This window comes from Bacillus sp. A260, from assembly GCF_009861435.1.
Lineage (GTDB): Bacteria > Bacillota > Bacilli > Bacillales > Bacillaceae_G > Bacillus_A > Bacillus_A cereus.
In genome coordinates this window covers 4,230,240-4,245,830 of the sequence record NZ_CP046398.1, presented here as the reverse complement: position 1 = coordinate 4,245,830, position 15,591 = coordinate 4,230,240, and the positions used below count along the sequence as shown (strand labels likewise).

Sequence of the window (15,591 nt, the reverse complement as noted above, 5' to 3'; positions counted from 1 at the left end):
AGAGGTGCAAAATAGATGAAGATTTCAACAAAAGGCCGCTATGGCTTAACAATTATGATTGATCTTGCAAAAAAGTTTGGTGAAGGTCCGATTTCATTAAAATCAATTGCGCAGGCGCATGACTTATCCGAGCATTACTTAGAGCAATTAATTTCACCACTTCGTAACGCTCGTCTTGTAAAGAGTACGCGCGGGGCATACGGCGGATATGTATTATCTGATCAACCGGCTAACATTACAGCTGGGGATGTAATCCGTGTATTAGAGGGACCGATTAGTGTTGTAGAAATGATAGAAGAAGAAGAGCCAGCACAGCGCCAGTTATGGATGCGTGTTCGTGATGCGGTGCAAGAAGTGTTAGATAGTACAACGTTAGAAGATTTAGTACGTTATGAGGAAGAAAATCACGGGGGCTATATGTTTTACATTTAATTCCTTGTGAAACGATTTGGAAAGAAGGAGATTTAATGGAACGCATTTACTTAGATCATGCTGCGACATCTCCGACTCACCCAGAAGTGGTCGAAAAGATGATTCCATATATGACAGAAATATTCGGGAACCCGTCTAGTATTCACTTTTATGGACGTCAAACTCGCCATGCAGTAGATGAGGCGAGACGAGTGTGTGCACGCAGCATTCATGCGAATCCGAATGAAATTATATTTACGAGCGGTGGTACAGAAGCTGATAATTTAGCGCTTATCGGTGTAGCACGTGCGAACCGTCATAAAGGTAACCACATAATAACGACGCAAATTGAACATCATGCGATTTTGCATACGTGCGAATTGTTAGAGCGTGAAGGGTTTGAAGTGACATATTTACCTGTCGATGAAACAGGGCTTATTCAAGTTTCTGACATACAAAAGGCATTAACAGAAGAGACGATTCTTGTATCTGTTATGTTTGGGAATAATGAAGTAGGGACAATGCAACCAATTGTGGAAATAGGAAAGTTGCTAAAAGATCATCAAGCTTATTTCCATACAGATGCGGTACAAGCTTACGGTTTAGTAGAAATTAATGTGAAAGAGTTTGGAATTGATTTATTATCAATTTCAGCTCATAAAATTAATGGGCCAAAAGGTGTAGGGTTCTTATACGCTGGTGCAAATGTGAAATTTGAACCGTTATTAATAGGCGGAGAGCAAGAAAGAAAACGCCGTGCTGGTACGGAAAATGTGCCTAGTATTGCTGGGCTTCAGCATGCAATTCTTATAGCTGAAAAAACTCGTGAGCAAAAAAATGCCCAATATGAAGAGTTTAAAGATATAATGGTATCTGTCTTCAAAAATGAAGGCATTACTTTCGAGGTAAACGGAAACTTAGAACATCGCTTACCGCATGTACTTAATGTAAGTTTTACAGGAATGAACATTGAACCATTTCTTGTGAACTTAGACCTTGCTGGCATTGCAGTATCAAGCGGTTCTGCTTGTACAGCTGGTTCGATTGATCCATCACATGTATTAGTAGCGATGTTTGGAAAAGACTCCGATCAAATACGTTCATCCGTACGCTTTAGTTTTGGACTTGGAAATACGAAAGAGCAAATTGAAAAAGCGGCGTACGAAACAGTGAAAATCGTGAAGCGATTAACACAAAATTAGCATGGGAGGTGACATGATGAACAAACTACCTCACGAAACACGCGTTGTCATCGGAATGTCCGGTGGCGTCGATTCATCTGTAGCAGCACTTTTATTAAAAGAGCAAGGTTATGATGTAATCGGAATTTTTATGAAAAACTGGGATGATACAGATGAGAATGGTGTCTGCACAGCAACAGAAGATTACAATGATGTAATTGAAGTGTGTAACCAAATTGGTATTCCGTATTATGCAGTAAACTTTGAAAAACAATACTGGGATAAAGTATTTACGTACTTCTTAGATGAGTATCGAGCTGGTCGTACACCAAACCCAGATGTAATGTGTAATAAAGAAATTAAATTTAAAGCATTTTTAGAGCATGCAATTGCGCTTGGTGCGGATTATGTGGCAACAGGCCATTATGCACGCGTTGCTTATATGGACGGCGAATATAAAATGCTTCGCGGCGTTGATGACAATAAAGATCAAACATATTTCTTAAATCAATTAAGCCAAGAGCAATTATCAAAAACAATGTTCCCGTTAGGTGAATTAAAGAAACCGCAAATTCGTGAAATGGCGAAAGAAGCTGGCTTAGCGACAGCGGCGAAAAAAGATAGTACAGGTATTTGCTTCATTGGTGAGCGTAACTTTAAAGATTTCTTAAGTAACTACTTACCGGCACAACCAGGTGTAATGCAAACATTATCTGGTGAAGTAAAAGGGAAGCATGACGGTTTAATGTATTATACAATTGGACAACGTCATGGCCTTGGAATTGGTGGTAATGGTGATCCATGGTTTGCTGTTGGGAAAAATCTAAAAGAAAACATTTTATATGTTGATCAAGGATTCCATAACGAACTTCTATATGGTGATGAAGTTATTGCTACGAATGTAGGATGGGTAAGTAACAAAGAAAAAGAAACAGAATTTAAGTGCACGGCGAAATTCCGTTATCGTCAAGAAGACAATAAAGTAACGGTTCAAATCGTTGATGAAAATACAGTTCGTATTCTTTGTGATGAGCCAATTCGTGCAATTACACCAGGACAAGCAGTCGTTTTCTATGATGGAGATGAGTGCTTAGGCGGTGCTACAATTGATGAAGTATACCGTAGTGGTAAGAAATTGGATTATTTAGGATAAACGAGAAGCCTCTGCCGATTAGCGGTTAGAGGTTTCTTTTACATAAAGCGAATTTTCGTTCGCTTGGAAAATACATTCTTTGTTATAATTTGTTGTAGAGGTGAAGGAAATGTCAAACAAACTTGAAACAGGTATTCAATATATGCAAGAAGGAAACTGGGAAGAAGCAGCTAAAAATTTTACAGAAGCAATCGAAGAAAATCCGAAAGATGCGCTTGGATACATTAATTTTGCAAATTTATTAGACGTATTAGGTGATAGCGAGCGAGCGATTTTATTTTATAAACGCGCACTAGAGTTAGATGATAAATCTGCAGCTGCCTATTATGGTTTAGGAAATGTATATTATGGCCAAGAGCAATTTACTGAGGCGAAAGCTGTATTTGAACAAGCAATGCAAGCTGGATTACAATCAGCTGATGTAACATTTATGTTAGGTATCACACATGTACAGCTTGGAAATGATCGTCTTGCACTACCATTCTTACAAAGAGCAACAGAATTAGATGAAAACGATGTAGAAGCTGTATTCCAGTGCGGACTTTGCTTCGCGCGATTAGAACATGTTCAAGAGGCGAAACCTTATTTTGAAAAGGTATTAGAAATGGATGAAGAGCATGCAGATGCGTATTACAATTTAGGTGTTGCGTACGTATTTGAGGAAAATAATGAGAAGGCTCTCGCTTTATTTAAGAAAGCAACTGAAATTCAGCCAGATCACTTTTTAGCGGGTAATGGCGTTCGTTTATTAGAGCAAGAAGCTGAATAAGATAAAAATATAGTTTAATGGGTAGTTATCCCTCATCTAAAAAGGTGGGGGATGTACTGCTCATTAAAGTGAAAATATCGGAAAGGAGAGGAAAGATGGGAAATCAACATGCAATGGATTTGTTTGAGGAAGAGAAAAAGTTTATAAAAGCGCAAGTTCTTCATACCATTTTCCACAACGAAGAAAACCTCTATTCCGTTGTCAGTATGAAAGTCATTGAAACGAATGAAACGTATGACGAAAAGAAAGTAATGATAAACGGTCATTTTCCCCGCATGCATGAAGATGAAGTGTTTACATTGACTGGTCATTTTAAGGACCATCCAAAGTATGGAAAACAATATATGGTTGAAACATTTAAAAAAGAATTGCCGCAAACAAAAGCAGGTATGGTGCAATATTTAGCGAGTGATTTATTTAAAGGGATAGGAAAGCGTACAGCTGAAAAAATTGTGGACCATCTCGGAGAACATGCTATTTCTAAAATTATGGATGACCCTGAGGCATTAAATGGTGTTGTTAATAAACAAAAGGCTCAGGAAATATATGAGACAATTGTTGAACATCAAGGATTAGAGAAAGTAATGAGCTTTTTAAATGGCTACGGTTTTGGAACGAAACTTTCTATTAAGATTTACCAGCAATATAAAGAGATGACATTAGAAGTGATTCGTAATAATCCGTATCAACTTATTGAAGAAGTGGACGGGATTGGTTTTGGAAGAGCGGATGATATAGGGCGTGCGTTAGGGATATCGGGTAATCATGACGACCGTGTACGAGCGGGATGTTTTTACACATTAGAGAATGTCTCATTACAACTTGGTCATGTTTATATGAGGAAAGATCAACTTGTAAGAGAAACGATGTCACTTTTAAACAATCAAGAAGGAAGAGTGACTGAGGAAGATATTATAGGTTGTATTGAAACGATGCAAAGTGAAGGGAAAGTCATCATAGAAGAAGAACGAGTGTATTTAGCGACGTTATTCTACTCTGAAAAAGGTGTTGTAAAGTCTATTCGCAGGCTTATGAATCAAGAAGAAACACCTTCATTTCCAGAAGCGGAAGTGTTAAAAACGTTAGGTGAAATTGAAGAACAACTGAACGTACAATATGCACCGTTTCAGCAAGAAGCAATTCAAACGGCACTTCATAAACCGATGATGTTATTAACAGGTGGACCAGGAACAGGGAAAACAACAGTTATTAAAGGGATTGTTGAAATGTATGCGTCACTTCACGGATTATCGTTAAATCCGAATGAATACAGTGATGATAATCCATTTCCAATACTATTAACAGCTCCAACAGGAAGAGCAGCGAAGCGGATGAGTGAATCGACAGGACTTCCAGCTTGCACAATTCACCGTTTACTTGGTTGGACGCCAGAAGGATCTTTCCAGCGTAATGAAACGGATCCTGTCCAAGGTAAGCTCCTTATTATCGATGAATTTTCAATGGTTGATATTTGGCTTGCAAATCAGCTATTTAAGTCGTTGCCGACGAATATTCAAGTTATCGTTGTAGGTGATGAAGATCAGTTGCCATCTGTAGGACCTGGACAAGTATTAAAAGATTTATTAAATGCAGGCGCAGTTCCGACAGTGAAGCTTACTGAAATTTATCGTCAAGCGGAAGGCTCATCAGTGATTCAACTTGCCCATGCGATAAAAAATGGAACTCTACCACCAGATTTAGCGCAAAACAAAAAAGATCGTTCGTTTATCAGCTGTACAGGGGCTCAAATTGTTGAGGTTGTGAAAAAAGTTTGCGAAAATGCTAAAACAAAAGGCTTTAGTGCAAGGGATGTTCAAGTATTAGCACCGATGTACCGCGGGCCTGCTGGTATTAATGTATTAAACGAAGCGCTGCAACAAGTATTTAATCCGAAGAGGGAAAAGAGTAAAGAAATTGCTTACGGTGATGTTGTGTACCGAAGAGGTGATAAAGTACTGCAACTCGTGAATCAGCCGGAGAGCCAAGTGTTTAATGGTGATATTGGGGAAATTGTTTCGGTGTTTTATGCAAAAGAAAACGTTGAGCAACAAGATATGATTATCGTTTCATTTGATGGAATTGAGGTAACGTATACGAAGCCCGATTTAAATCAAATTACGCATGCATATTGTTGTTCCATTCATAAATCACAAGGTAGTGAATTTCCGATTGTTATTATGCCAATCGTGAAAAGTTACAACCGTATGTTACGTCGTAATTTAATTTACACGGGTATTACAAGAAGTAAGAAGTTCCTTATTATTTGCGGGGAGGAAGCAGCTTTCCAATCTGGTGTAAATCGCCTTGATGATGCAATGCGTCAAACAACTTTAGCTAGTCGCTTGCAAGAATCACAAGGAGAAGTACAGATGGTCACAGTTAATGGCGAGGAAATGGACGTGGAAAACATTTCACCGTATGATTTCATGTAACAAGGTGAAATTATATAGTGAAACTTTCAAACGCATAGCGTTGAAAGGCTCCAGTAATGTATAAATGAATGCAGTTTGGACATAATGGCGAATAGAATCTGGGAGACTGTAAGGAGATGAAAGCCATATGTTCATTTGTCCAAATTGCAAAGGGAAAGACATTGGAAAAATAGGTGTCAACCAATTTTATTGCTGGAATTGTTATATCGAATTATCGGTTTCAAAGGGGAAAATCCATACACATCAAGTTGAGGAAGACGGTTCATTAAGCTCTCTTGATGATTTATTTGATGAGAATGAAAGAACGATCGGATAACGAAAAGGGGGATTTACTTTGAATCTACGCAATTCATTAATCGCATTAGGTGTTGGAGCTGCAGCATATCAATATGCTCGTAAACAAGATGTATTTTCAAAACGCAATATGAAAAAAGCACGTAAGATGATTAAGTCTTACTTATAATCATTTCGATAAATTGAAAAACTCCCTTGTAGACAAGGGAGTTTTTTTATGCACCCATATGCAAATAAAAAAGTCCGATCTCTGAGAAAAGATAAGATAGACCGTAGCAGCCAACGCCAAGTATTCCATACTGCCATAATTGCTTCGCTTTTTCTTTACGTGAGGAATGAATAAAGAACCCCTTCCAAATACCGAACCCGATACAAATCCATTCAAGAATCATAAAAAGTGCTGATAATCCAAGCATAAACAAAACCATAATTAGCCCTCCTGATTATATTAATTCATGCTGTATTCTCAGGGGTGGTTGTCCTTGTTATGTTATTTATATGTACGTCTTTAAAAAACAGTATGGTCCGTATGAAAAGATTTTAAAAGTTTCGCACATAACCTACCCCATTTATTTTCAAAATAAAGGTGGAGGAGGTTTTTCATGTGAAGAATCTTAAAATCATTTGGATATATCGTTTAGGATTATTGTTACTTGTTTTTCTTTGTCTGCTCGTCTTTTTAAAAATTAAGCCGCTATGGGCACCGATTATTTTTGTATTTAAAGTAGCAATCACGCCGTTTCTTATCGCGTGTTTTATTGCGTATTTATTGCACCCTTTAATTGAAAAAATTCATAAGGAAGGGATGCCCCGTACACTTGCCATTTTGCTCATTTATATCCTTTTCTTTGGCGGAATTGGTTATGGGATTTATAAAGGAACACCAGTTGTTATTAAACAGTTACAAGAGATTAATGAACAATTTCCCCAGTTTACAAAGATGTACGATTCGTGGATGGATGGCGTTACAGAACAAACAGCGAATTTCCCTTCGTTCATTCATGAAAAGGTGAAGCAACTTTTTGTGGGTGTGGAAACGAAGATTCAAGCGCTTTTAAATAAAGTGATGAGTACAGCTCGTGGTGTACTCGATTCATTGCTCATTATTTTCTTAATACCGTTTATTGTATTTTACATATTAAAAGATTATGGTGAGTTTTATCATATCTTTTGGAAACTAGTCCCAAGTAAATGGCGAGGTACGGGGCAAATGCTTGCGAAAGAAATTGATAAGTCACTTGGAAGCTATATTCGAGGACAGTTATTTGTTTGTTTAGTATTAGGGGGAGTATCAGCTCTTTCTTTTTGGTTTATCGGTATGAAATATCCATTATTGCTTGGCATTATTATTGGGGTAACGGATATAATCCCATACTTCGGTCCTATTTTAGGAGCGATCCCGACGTTAATGATTGCAGCAACAGTATCAACGAGTTTACTTATTAAGGCGGGGATCACGATTGCGATTTTGCAATTTGTGGAGAGTAACATTTTATCGCCTTACATCGTTGGTAAGTCACTTCGTATGCATCCCGTTATTATTATGCTTGCCTTACTAGTTGGGGGAGAGGTAGCTGGGATTGTAGGATTGCTAATATCGGTTCCGATTTTAGCAGTTATTCGCACTGTCATTGTTCATGTGAGACCGCTCTTGAAAAAAGAAGATGTGTAAGTATAGAAGCCCTCTATGTAAGAAATAGAGGGCTAATCATATATTTATTTAGAAAGTTGCTCGTGTATTTTTTGAACGAGGGAGCTCACATCATTTGTTTGAATATGTTTTATTTTTTTCCATTCGTTATCATACATAAATATAATTTGATTGTTGAAAAGACGCTTTTGTTCTTTTAGATTAGAAATTTTTGCGAAAGAGTACTCTTCAAATATTGGATTCTTACTTACATCTGGCCCATAAAAGAATAGTCTTTTGTTCGTTAAAATTAGCAATCCTGGCCTTGCGACGGAACGATAAATAAATATGTCTAATGAACATGCTGCGTAAAATAATATCGTTTCGTCAGTCGCTAATATGTTTTTAGCTTTGCTAAGTAAGGTTGTCATTGTGATAGCTCCTTTATTTTATTAACAATAATTTAATTGTAGCAAAAAAAGTAATATTTAGAAATTTTTATAAATCATTCTTATAAGGAGATTCCGATTTGTTAATAAACGCATAATATATGAAAAGGCTGTTAAGAATGAATAGTAGAATACCTATGATTAATAAGCAATTAATACAATATAAATGATTATCTACATTGACAAACTTAAGAGAATTCTATTATATTTAGTCATATAATACATTAAATCAATGACGGAACAAGTACGTTACAGTCCATTTATAGAGAGAAGCTTCCATATGGCTGAAAGAAGCTTTAAATGAAGGGTAACAGAAAGCTAATCCTGAGAGCAGCTAATCACTGCCGTCTTGCCACGTTACGGCACCATGAGGTGATGAATTGATTGTTATTGTAATCAATTCATAATTAGGGTGGTATCGCGAGTTAACTCTCGTCCCTTTTATAGGGACGGGAGTTTTTTATATTTAAGGAGGAAAATACAATGAAACAACTAACAGGCGCACAAATTCGTCAAATGTTTTTAGACTTTTTCCAAGAAAAAGGACATGCAGTAGAACCTAGTGCATCACTAGTTCCACATGAAGATCCATCTCTTCTATGGATTAATAGTGGTGTAGCTACATTAAAAAAATATTTTGATGGACGTGTAATCCCACAAAATCCACGTATTACAAATGCTCAAAAATCAATTCGTACAAACGATATTGAAAACGTAGGGAAAACAGCTCGTCACCATACATTCTTTGAAATGTTAGGAAACTTCTCAATTGGTGATTACTTCAAAGAAGAAGCAATTACATGGGCTTGGGAATTCTTAACGAGCGACAAATGGATCGGATTCGATAAAGAATTACTATCAGTTACAATCCATCCAGAAGATGAAGAAGCATTCACAATTTGGAATGAGAAAATGGGCGTTCCAAAAGAGCGTATTATCCGCTTAGAAGAAAACTTCTGGGATATCGGTGAAGGGCCAAGTGGACCGAATACAGAGATTTTCTATGATCGCGGAGAAGCTTACGGTAATGACTTTAGTGACCCAGAATTATATCCAGGCGGAGAAAACGAGCGTTACTTAGAAGTATGGAACCTTGTATTCTCTCAATTTAACCATAATCCAGACGGTTCATATACACCACTTCCTAAGAAAAACATTGATACAGGGATGGGTCTAGAGCGTATGACATCTATCGTTCAAGATGTACCTACGAACTTTGATACAGACCTATTCATGCCGATGATTGGTGCAACAGAAACAATTTCTGGTGAAAAATATCGTAATGGCGATTTAGAAAAAGATATGGCATTCAAAGTAATTGCTGACCATATCCGTACAGTAACATTCGCTGTTGGTGACGGTGCTCTTCCATCTAACGAAGGCCGTGGTTATGTATTACGTCGTTTATTACGCCGCGCTGTTCGTTATTCGAAGAAATTAAACATCAACCGTCCATTTATGTTTGAATTAGTACCGGTTGTTGGAGAAGTAATGAAAGACTTCTATCCAGAAGTACTTGAAAAGAAAGATTTCATTGCGAAAGTTGTGAAGAACGAAGAAGAGCGTTTCCATGAAACACTTCATGATGGTGAAGCGATTTTAGCTGAAGTAATTGCAAAAGCAAAAGAAGAAAAAACAACTGTTATTTCTGGAGTAGATGCGTTCCGTCTATATGACACATACGGTTTCCCAATTGAATTAACAGAAGAATATGCAGAAGAAGCTGGCATGACAGTTGATCATGAAGGTTTTGAAAATGAAATGGAAAAACAACGTGAGCGTGCACGTGCTGCTCGTCAAGACGTTGATTCTATGCAAGTTCAAGGTGGTGTCCTTGGAGAAATTAAAGTAGCGAGCGAATTCGTTGGTTACGGTACAGTTGCAACAGAAAGTAACGTTGTTGCACTTGTGAAAAACGGCGAATACACAGACAGCTTACAAGCTGGTGAAGAAGGACAGTTAATTCTTGATGTAACACCATTCTATGCTGAGAGTGGTGGACAAATTGCAGACCGTGGTTACCTTCTTGCAGATGGTGTGAAAGTTCTTGTAAAAGACGTACAAAAAGCACCAAACAGCCAAAACTTGCATAAAGTTGTTGTTGAAGAAGGTACATTAACGAAAGATGCGGCTGTAAAAGCTATTATCGATACGAAAAACCGTAGTAGCGTTGTAAAAAATCATACAGCAACTCACTTACTACACCAAGCATTAAAAGACGTACTTGGAACACACGTTAACCAAGCAGGTTCTCTTGTAACTTCTGAACGTCTACGTTTTGACTTCTCTCACTTCGGTCAAGTACAAGCTGACGAATTAGAAAAAATTGAGCGTATGGTAAACGAAAAAATTTGGGAAAGTATTGATGTTGAGATTTCTCAAAAAGCAATCGAAGAAGCGAAAGAAATGGGCGCAATGGCATTATTCGGTGAAAAATACGGAGATGTTGTACGCGTTGTACAAGTTGGCGATTACAGCTTAGAGCTTTGTGGTGGTTGTCACGTTGATAATACAGCTTCTATCGGTATTTTCAAAATCGTTGCTGAGTCTGGTATTGGTGCAGGAACTCGTCGTATTGAAGCAGTAACTGGTAAGTCTGCATACGAATTAATGAACGATCAAGTAGGTTTATTAAAAGAAGCAGCAGGAAAAATGAAAACAAATCCGAAAGATATTTTAACAAGAGTTGATGGTCTATTTGCTGAAGTGAAACAACTGCAAAAAGAAAATGAATCTCTTGCTGCGAAATTAAGCAATATCGAAGCTGGAAACTTAACTGATTCTGTAATGACAGTTGATGGTGTGAATGTATTAGCAGCGAAAGTAAATGTTGCAGATATGAACAACTTACGTACGATGATGGATGATCTGAAAAATAAATTAGAGTCAGCAGTTGTTGTATTAGCGTCTGTTAATGACGATAAAGTAAACATCCTAGCAGGTGTAACGAAAGACTTAATTAGCCAAGGTTACCATGCTGGTAAACTTGTGAAAGAAGTAGCTTCTCGTTGCGGCGGTGGCGGTGGTGGCCGTCCTGATATGGCACAAGCAGGCGGTAAAAACCCAGCTCAAGTCGAAGAAGCTTTAGCATTTGTACAAGAGTACGTTAAATCTGTTTCAAAATAAAGAGATAGTAGTGTACAATGGTAGGGAGAGGAGAAGTTCTTCTCCCTATACTTACTATATAAGTGAGGTGCTTGAAATGGACGGTTTTGATAAAACAATGAAGTTTAGCATTCAAGATGAAAAACAGAGTGTCCATGTAAATGATGTACTTTTAACTGTGTATGATGCACTTCAAGAAAAAGGCTATAATCCGATTAACCAAATCGTCGGTTATTTATTAAGTGGAGACCCAGCATACATACCTCGCCATAAAGATGCACGTAGCATCATTCGCAAGCTTGAACGTGATGAGTTAATTGAAGAGCTTGTGAAGTCTTACTTGAAACATCATCGTGAGGAGTAGTTTATGCGGATATTAGGTTTAGATGTAGGTACAAAAACAGTCGGAGTTGCAATTAGCGACGAGATGGGCTGGACAGCACAAGGATTAGAAACAATTAAGATTAACGAAGAACGAGGTCACTTTGGTTTTGATCGTATTTCTGAGTTAGTAAAGCAGTACAATGTGGACAAAATAGTAGTAGGTTTACCTAAAAATATGAATGGTACAATTGGCCCACGTGGTGAAGCGTGCCAACAATTTGCAGAAAACCTACGAGAGCTGTTACAATTAGACGTTGTAATGTGGGACGAGCGTTTGTCAACAATGGCAGCGGAACGTCTACTCATTTCAGCTGATGTAAGTCGTAAGAAGCGAAAACAAGTAATCGATAAGATGGCTGCAGTCGTAATCTTACAAGGATTTTTAGATAGAAAATAAGAGGTGACCAAAATGGAAGAACGTCAAATTACAATTGTAGACGAAAAAGGTAACGAACATTTATGTGAAATTATTTTCACTTTTGATGCTGACAAATTTGGTAAAAAATCATACGTAATCTTCTCTCCAATCGGTGAGGTAGATGAAGATGGAGACCCAATTTATGATGCAATGGCTTATGAGCAAAATGAAGAAGAGGGCGGAGTTTTACTTCCAATCGAATCAGAAGAAGAGTGGGAAATGGTACAAGAAACGTTTAACACTATTGCTGATGAGCAAGAAGCTGAATAATAAGTACTGAAAAGATGGACGACATACAGTCCATCTTTTTTTTGTATTTATATGTAAAATGAAAGATTTTTTGTCGAAACTGTGTAAGTCTTTGTAGTATAATGAGACGGATTGTAGAAAAATAAAGTATCAATTAAAAAAGATAAGTGAATTTGTTGCGTTTTTACATCGTGCTGTATAGAAAGGTGTACATACGGTCTACAATTAAGTAAGGAGGAAATGTTTTGATAGAGAATCAAGTGAAAAAGAAGCGTAGACGCATCTTTTTATTTTCGATTATTGCACTGCTTTTAGTTTGTGGTTCAGTCTATGCGTATATTTCATCCGCATTAGGACCAGTTGATAGCGGGAATAAAAAAGAGATTGAAGTAGAAATTCCGAAAGGATCATCTACAAGTAAAATTGGAGAAATTTTAGAAGAAAAAGGCGCTGTAAAAAACGGTACAGTTTTTAGTTTTTATACAAAGGCTAAATCGAAAAGTTTACAAGCAGGTACATATTTATTAAATCCTTCAATGAATGCTGAAGATGTGATCGAACAAATGTCATCTGGCAACGTGCATCGTCCAGCTCTTTATAAAGTGACGATTAAAGAAGGGGCGCAAGTAACTGAAATTGCAGAAACGATTGCGACAGAACTAAAGTGGAATAAAGATGATGTTACGCGTCAATTAAACGATAAAGCATTTATTCAAAAAATGCAGCAAAAGTATCCGAAGTTATTAACAGATAAAATCTTTGATAGTAATATTAAATACCCATTAGAAGGTTATTTATATCCTGCAACGTATTCGTTTTATAAGAAAGATACGACGTTAGAAGCAATTGTAATTCCAATGCTTGAGAAAACAAATGCAATCATTGTTCAAAATGAGGCGAAAATGAAAGCGAAGAATTGGGATGTTCATCAGCTTTTAACATTATCTTCACTTATTGAAGAAGAGGCAACTGGTTTTACAGATCGTCAAAAGATCTCTAGTGTCTTTTATAATCGTTTAACAAAAGGCATGCCACTTCAAACGGATCCAACGGTATTATATGCACTTGGAAAGCATAAACAACGTGTATTATACGAAGATTTAAAGGTCAACTCACCGTATAATACGTATGTTGTAAAAGGATTGCCGGTAGGGCCGATCGCAAACTCTGGTAAACATTCAGTGGAAGCTGCGTTAGAACCTGCGCAAACAGATTATTATTATTTCTTAGCTGCACCAAGTGGTGAAGTGTATTATGCGAAAACATTAGAAGAGCATAATGCATTAAAGCAAAAATACATTACGAAAAAACAGTGAAATGGGGAGGGATAGCGAAAAAAGTCGCACATCCCTCTTTTTTGTGGTAAAATATATCGGGTTAAAAACTGGCAGAAGAATCGTTTTTAATATCAAAACGGGACGTACAAGCTAAGGGTAAAGCTGGCTTGTATTTTTATTGCATTCTATGTGTGAAAAGACGTCATAGAGGCACTTCTCCATGTAAATAAGGAGGACCATTTATGGAGGATGCAGTTAACGAGTACCTATTATCATTTATTGATCCGAAAGATAAATTAATTCTTGAAATGGAAGAATATGCAACAGAAAATCATGTGCCGATTATGGATCGACTTGGAATGGAATTTATGCTGCAATTTTTACGTTTAATTGGACCGAAAAGCATTTTAGAACTTGGAACAGCAATCGGTTATTCTAGTATTCGTATGATGCAAGCTATTCCAAATTCACGTATTGTGACAGTTGAGCGCAATCGTGAGAGATATGAAAAAGCACTTGAATATATAGAACGTTCCCCAGTAACAGATCGTATTTCAGTTATTTACGGTGATGCGTTAGAGACAGGTGAACAAGTAAAAGAACACGGGACATTTGACGTTATTTTTATTGATGCAGCAAAAGGACAGTATCGTCGCTTTTTTGACTTATATGAACCGTTATTAAATCCTGGTGGAGTAATTATTTCAGATAATGTTATGTATCACGGTCTTGTAACGACAAAAGAGAAAATTGAAAACAGACGTACACGTGGTTTAATCCGTCGTATTAAGACGTACAATGAGTGGCTTATGAATCATGAAGGATATGATACAACGATTTTCCCAATTGGTGATGGAGTAGCTGTTAGTAAAAAGAGAGGGTGACCAAGGTATGAAGAAACCTGAATTGTTAGTAACGCCAAGAGCGGTGGCGGATATCGAACCTCTTGCGAAAGCAGGAGCAGATGCGGTAATGATCGGTGAGCAAAAGTTTGGTTTACGTTTAGCAGGGGAGTTTTCACGTGAAGATGTAAAACAAACTGTGAAGATTGCACATGAAAATGGTGTGAAAGTATACGTAGCCATGAACGCTATGTTCCACAACGATAAAGTAGAAGAATTAACAGATTACGTTTCATTTTTAAACGAAGTAAATGTAGATGCAATTGTTTTCGGAGATCCAGCGGTATTAATGGCTGTTCGCGAAGTAGCACCAAATATGCAGTTGCACTGGAATACAGAAACGACAGCAACAAACTGGTTCACTTGTAACTACTGGGGACAAAGAGGAGCGAAGCGCGCTGTATTAGCTCGTGAGCTGAGCTTAGATGAAATTGTTGATTTAAAAGAAAATGCTGAAGTGGAACTAGAAGTACAAATTCACGGTATGACTTGTATGTTCCAATCGAAGCGTTCATTAGTAGGAAACTACTTTGAGTATCAAGGACGTAATCTTGACATTGAAAAGAAAAAATATGAAGAGAATATGTTCTTATATGACCCAGAGCGTAACAATAAATATCCAATTTATGAAGATGAAAATGGTACTCACATTATGAGTCCGAACGATATTTGTTTCATCGATGAATTAGAGGAACTAATCGAAGCTGAAGTTGATAGCTTAAAAATCGACGGTGTACTAAAAAGCTCTGAATACATTATTGAAGTAACGAAGAAATATCGTCAAGCGATTGATTTATGCGTAGAAGATCGTGGTGCATATTATGACGTGAAAGATGATCTATATAAAGAAATAGAAGAAATGCAACCAGTAAATCGTCCGTTAGATACAGGATTCTTCTTTAAAGAAACGGTTTACTAAACGAGGAGGGTGTAGGAA

At 37.3% G+C, this 15,591-nt stretch carries 17 protein-coding genes and 1 other annotated feature; of the genes, 15 read left to right on the top strand and 2 right to left on the bottom strand.

Features of this window, described 5'->3' with window-relative positions; all coding sequences use genetic code 11:
* Positions 1-15: 15 nt before the first annotated feature.
* The 7 genes from cymR to GD442_RS21545 all read left to right on the top strand — a co-directional run bounded on the left by cymR (position 16) and on the right by GD442_RS21545 (position 6,409).
* Complete coding sequence (cymR, locus tag GD442_RS21575) at positions 16-432, top strand: cysteine metabolism transcriptional regulator CymR (RefSeq protein ID WP_000704116.1); 417 nt, start codon at positions 16-18, stop codon at positions 430-432.
* Between the two features lie 35 nt (positions 433-467).
* On the top strand, positions 468-1,613 hold the full coding sequence (locus GD442_RS21570; RefSeq protein WP_000439881.1) for a cysteine desulfurase family protein: 1,146 nt from the start codon (positions 468-470) through the stop codon (positions 1,611-1,613).
* 16 nt (positions 1,614-1,629) lie between these two features.
* Positions 1,630-2,745, top strand: a complete 1,116-nt coding sequence (gene mnmA, locus GD442_RS21565) for a tRNA 2-thiouridine(34) synthase MnmA (RefSeq protein ID WP_001038010.1) — start codon at positions 1,630-1,632, stop codon at positions 2,743-2,745.
* 109 nt (positions 2,746-2,854) lie between these two features.
* On the top strand, positions 2,855-3,514 hold the full coding sequence (locus GD442_RS21560; protein WP_000066409.1) for a tetratricopeptide repeat protein: 660 nt from the start codon (positions 2,855-2,857) through the stop codon (positions 3,512-3,514).
* Between the two features lie 95 nt (positions 3,515-3,609).
* Positions 3,610-5,946: an SF1B family DNA helicase RecD2 gene (gene recD2, locus GD442_RS21555; protein WP_000528082.1), complete on the top strand. Its 2,337-nt coding sequence runs from the start codon at positions 3,610-3,612 to the stop codon at positions 5,944-5,946.
* A 127-nt stretch (positions 5,947-6,073) separates the two neighbouring features.
* Positions 6,074-6,262, top strand: a complete 189-nt coding sequence (locus GD442_RS21550) for a hypothetical protein (protein WP_000469281.1) — start codon at positions 6,074-6,076, stop codon at positions 6,260-6,262.
* Positions 6,263-6,280: 18 nt separating this feature from the next.
* Entirely contained in the window at positions 6,281-6,409 is a 129-nt protein-coding gene (locus GD442_RS21545; RefSeq protein WP_001053553.1) for a YrzQ family protein, read from the top strand.
* A gap of 46 nt (positions 6,410-6,455) precedes the next feature.
* Here the strand turns inward: GD442_RS21545 and GD442_RS21540 are convergent, their stop codons facing one another.
* Positions 6,456-6,668, bottom strand: a complete 213-nt coding sequence (locus GD442_RS21540) for a hypothetical protein (protein WP_000242535.1) — start codon at positions 6,666-6,668, stop codon at positions 6,456-6,458.
* A 176-nt stretch (positions 6,669-6,844) separates the two neighbouring features.
* Here GD442_RS21540 and GD442_RS21535 point away from each other — a divergent pair, with 176 nt between their 5' ends.
* Entirely contained in the window at positions 6,845-7,912 is a 1,068-nt protein-coding gene (locus GD442_RS21535; RefSeq protein WP_000793128.1) for an AI-2E family transporter, read from the top strand.
* A gap of 44 nt (positions 7,913-7,956) precedes the next feature.
* Here the strand turns inward: GD442_RS21535 and GD442_RS21530 are convergent, their stop codons facing one another.
* A complete protein-coding gene (locus GD442_RS21530; RefSeq protein WP_000209578.1) occupies positions 7,957-8,301 on the bottom strand; it encodes a PH domain-containing protein in 345 nt (114 codons plus the stop codon).
* 241 nt (positions 8,302-8,542) lie between these two features.
* Positions 8,543-8,762: a binding site (T-box leader), on the top strand.
* 40 nt (positions 8,763-8,802) lie between these two features.
* Here GD442_RS21530 and alaS point away from each other — a divergent pair.
* The 7 genes from alaS (at position 8,803) to GD442_RS21495 (ending at position 15,573) form a co-directional block, all read left to right on the top strand.
* A complete protein-coding gene (alaS, locus tag GD442_RS21525) occupies positions 8,803-11,445 on the top strand; it encodes an alanine--tRNA ligase (RefSeq protein ID WP_075677868.1) in 2,643 nt (880 codons plus the stop codon).
* A gap of 76 nt (positions 11,446-11,521) precedes the next feature.
* Positions 11,522-11,788 carry an IreB family regulatory phosphoprotein gene (locus tag GD442_RS21520; protein ID WP_000348590.1) on the top strand — a complete coding sequence of 89 codons (267 nt, stop codon included), beginning with the start codon at positions 11,522-11,524 and terminating at the stop codon, positions 11,786-11,788.
* Between the two features lie 3 nt (positions 11,789-11,791).
* Complete coding sequence (gene ruvX, locus GD442_RS21515; protein ID WP_001221192.1) at positions 11,792-12,205, top strand: Holliday junction resolvase RuvX; 414 nt, start codon at positions 11,792-11,794, stop codon at positions 12,203-12,205.
* A 12-nt stretch (positions 12,206-12,217) separates the two neighbouring features.
* Positions 12,218-12,496 (top strand): DUF1292 domain-containing protein, encoded by a 279-nt coding sequence (locus tag GD442_RS21510; protein WP_000392730.1) that lies wholly within the window; start codon positions 12,218-12,220, stop codon positions 12,494-12,496.
* A 224-nt stretch (positions 12,497-12,720) separates the two neighbouring features.
* Positions 12,721-13,791 carry an endolytic transglycosylase MltG gene (gene mltG / locus GD442_RS21505; protein WP_000572134.1) on the top strand — a complete coding sequence of 357 codons (1,071 nt, stop codon included), beginning with the start codon at positions 12,721-12,723 and terminating at the stop codon, positions 13,789-13,791.
* 203 nt (positions 13,792-13,994) lie between these two features.
* Entirely contained in the window at positions 13,995-14,636 is a 642-nt protein-coding gene (locus tag GD442_RS21500; protein WP_000389102.1) for an O-methyltransferase, read from the top strand.
* Positions 14,637-14,643: 7 nt separating this feature from the next.
* Positions 14,644-15,573, top strand: a complete 930-nt coding sequence (locus GD442_RS21495) for a peptidase U32 family protein (protein WP_075677870.1) — start codon at positions 14,644-14,646, stop codon at positions 15,571-15,573.
* The last annotated feature ends 18 nt before the right edge of the window (positions 15,574-15,591 follow it).

What these genes read in the sequence shown, in the direction of transcription:
- GD442_RS21510 (WP_000392730.1), top strand. Translation starts at nt 12,218, where the DNA reads ATGGAAGAACGTCAAATTACAATTGTAGACGAAAAAGGTAACGAACAT.
- GD442_RS21570 (WP_000439881.1), top strand. Translation starts at nt 468, where the DNA reads ATGGAACGCATTTACTTAGATCATGCTGCGACATCTCCGACTCACCCA.
- GD442_RS21495 (WP_075677870.1), top strand. Translation starts at nt 14,644, where the DNA reads ATGAAGAAACCTGAATTGTTAGTAACGCCAAGAGCGGTGGCGGATATC.
- recD2 (WP_000528082.1), top strand. Translation starts at nt 3,610, where the DNA reads ATGGGAAATCAACATGCAATGGATTTGTTTGAGGAAGAGAAAAAGTTT.
- GD442_RS21500 (WP_000389102.1), top strand. Translation starts at nt 13,995, where the DNA reads ATGGAGGATGCAGTTAACGAGTACCTATTATCATTTATTGATCCGAAA.
- GD442_RS21560 (WP_000066409.1), top strand. Translation starts at nt 2,855, where the DNA reads ATGTCAAACAAACTTGAAACAGGTATTCAATATATGCAAGAAGGAAAC.
- GD442_RS21550 (WP_000469281.1), top strand. Translation starts at nt 6,074, where the DNA reads ATGTTCATTTGTCCAAATTGCAAAGGGAAAGACATTGGAAAAATAGGT.
- GD442_RS21530 (WP_000209578.1), bottom strand. Translation starts at nt 8,301, where the DNA reads ATGACAACCTTACTTAGCAAAGCTAAAAACATATTAGCGACTGACGAA.
- alaS (WP_075677868.1), top strand. Translation starts at nt 8,803, where the DNA reads ATGAAACAACTAACAGGCGCACAAATTCGTCAAATGTTTTTAGACTTT.
- GD442_RS21520 (WP_000348590.1), top strand. Translation starts at nt 11,522, where the DNA reads ATGGACGGTTTTGATAAAACAATGAAGTTTAGCATTCAAGATGAAAAA.
- cymR (WP_000704116.1), top strand. Translation starts at nt 16, where the DNA reads ATGAAGATTTCAACAAAAGGCCGCTATGGCTTAACAATTATGATTGAT.
- GD442_RS21540 (WP_000242535.1), bottom strand. Translation starts at nt 6,668, where the DNA reads ATGGTTTTGTTTATGCTTGGATTATCAGCACTTTTTATGATTCTTGAA.
- mnmA (WP_001038010.1), top strand. Translation starts at nt 1,630, where the DNA reads ATGAACAAACTACCTCACGAAACACGCGTTGTCATCGGAATGTCCGGT.
- ruvX (WP_001221192.1), top strand. Translation starts at nt 11,792, where the DNA reads ATGCGGATATTAGGTTTAGATGTAGGTACAAAAACAGTCGGAGTTGCA.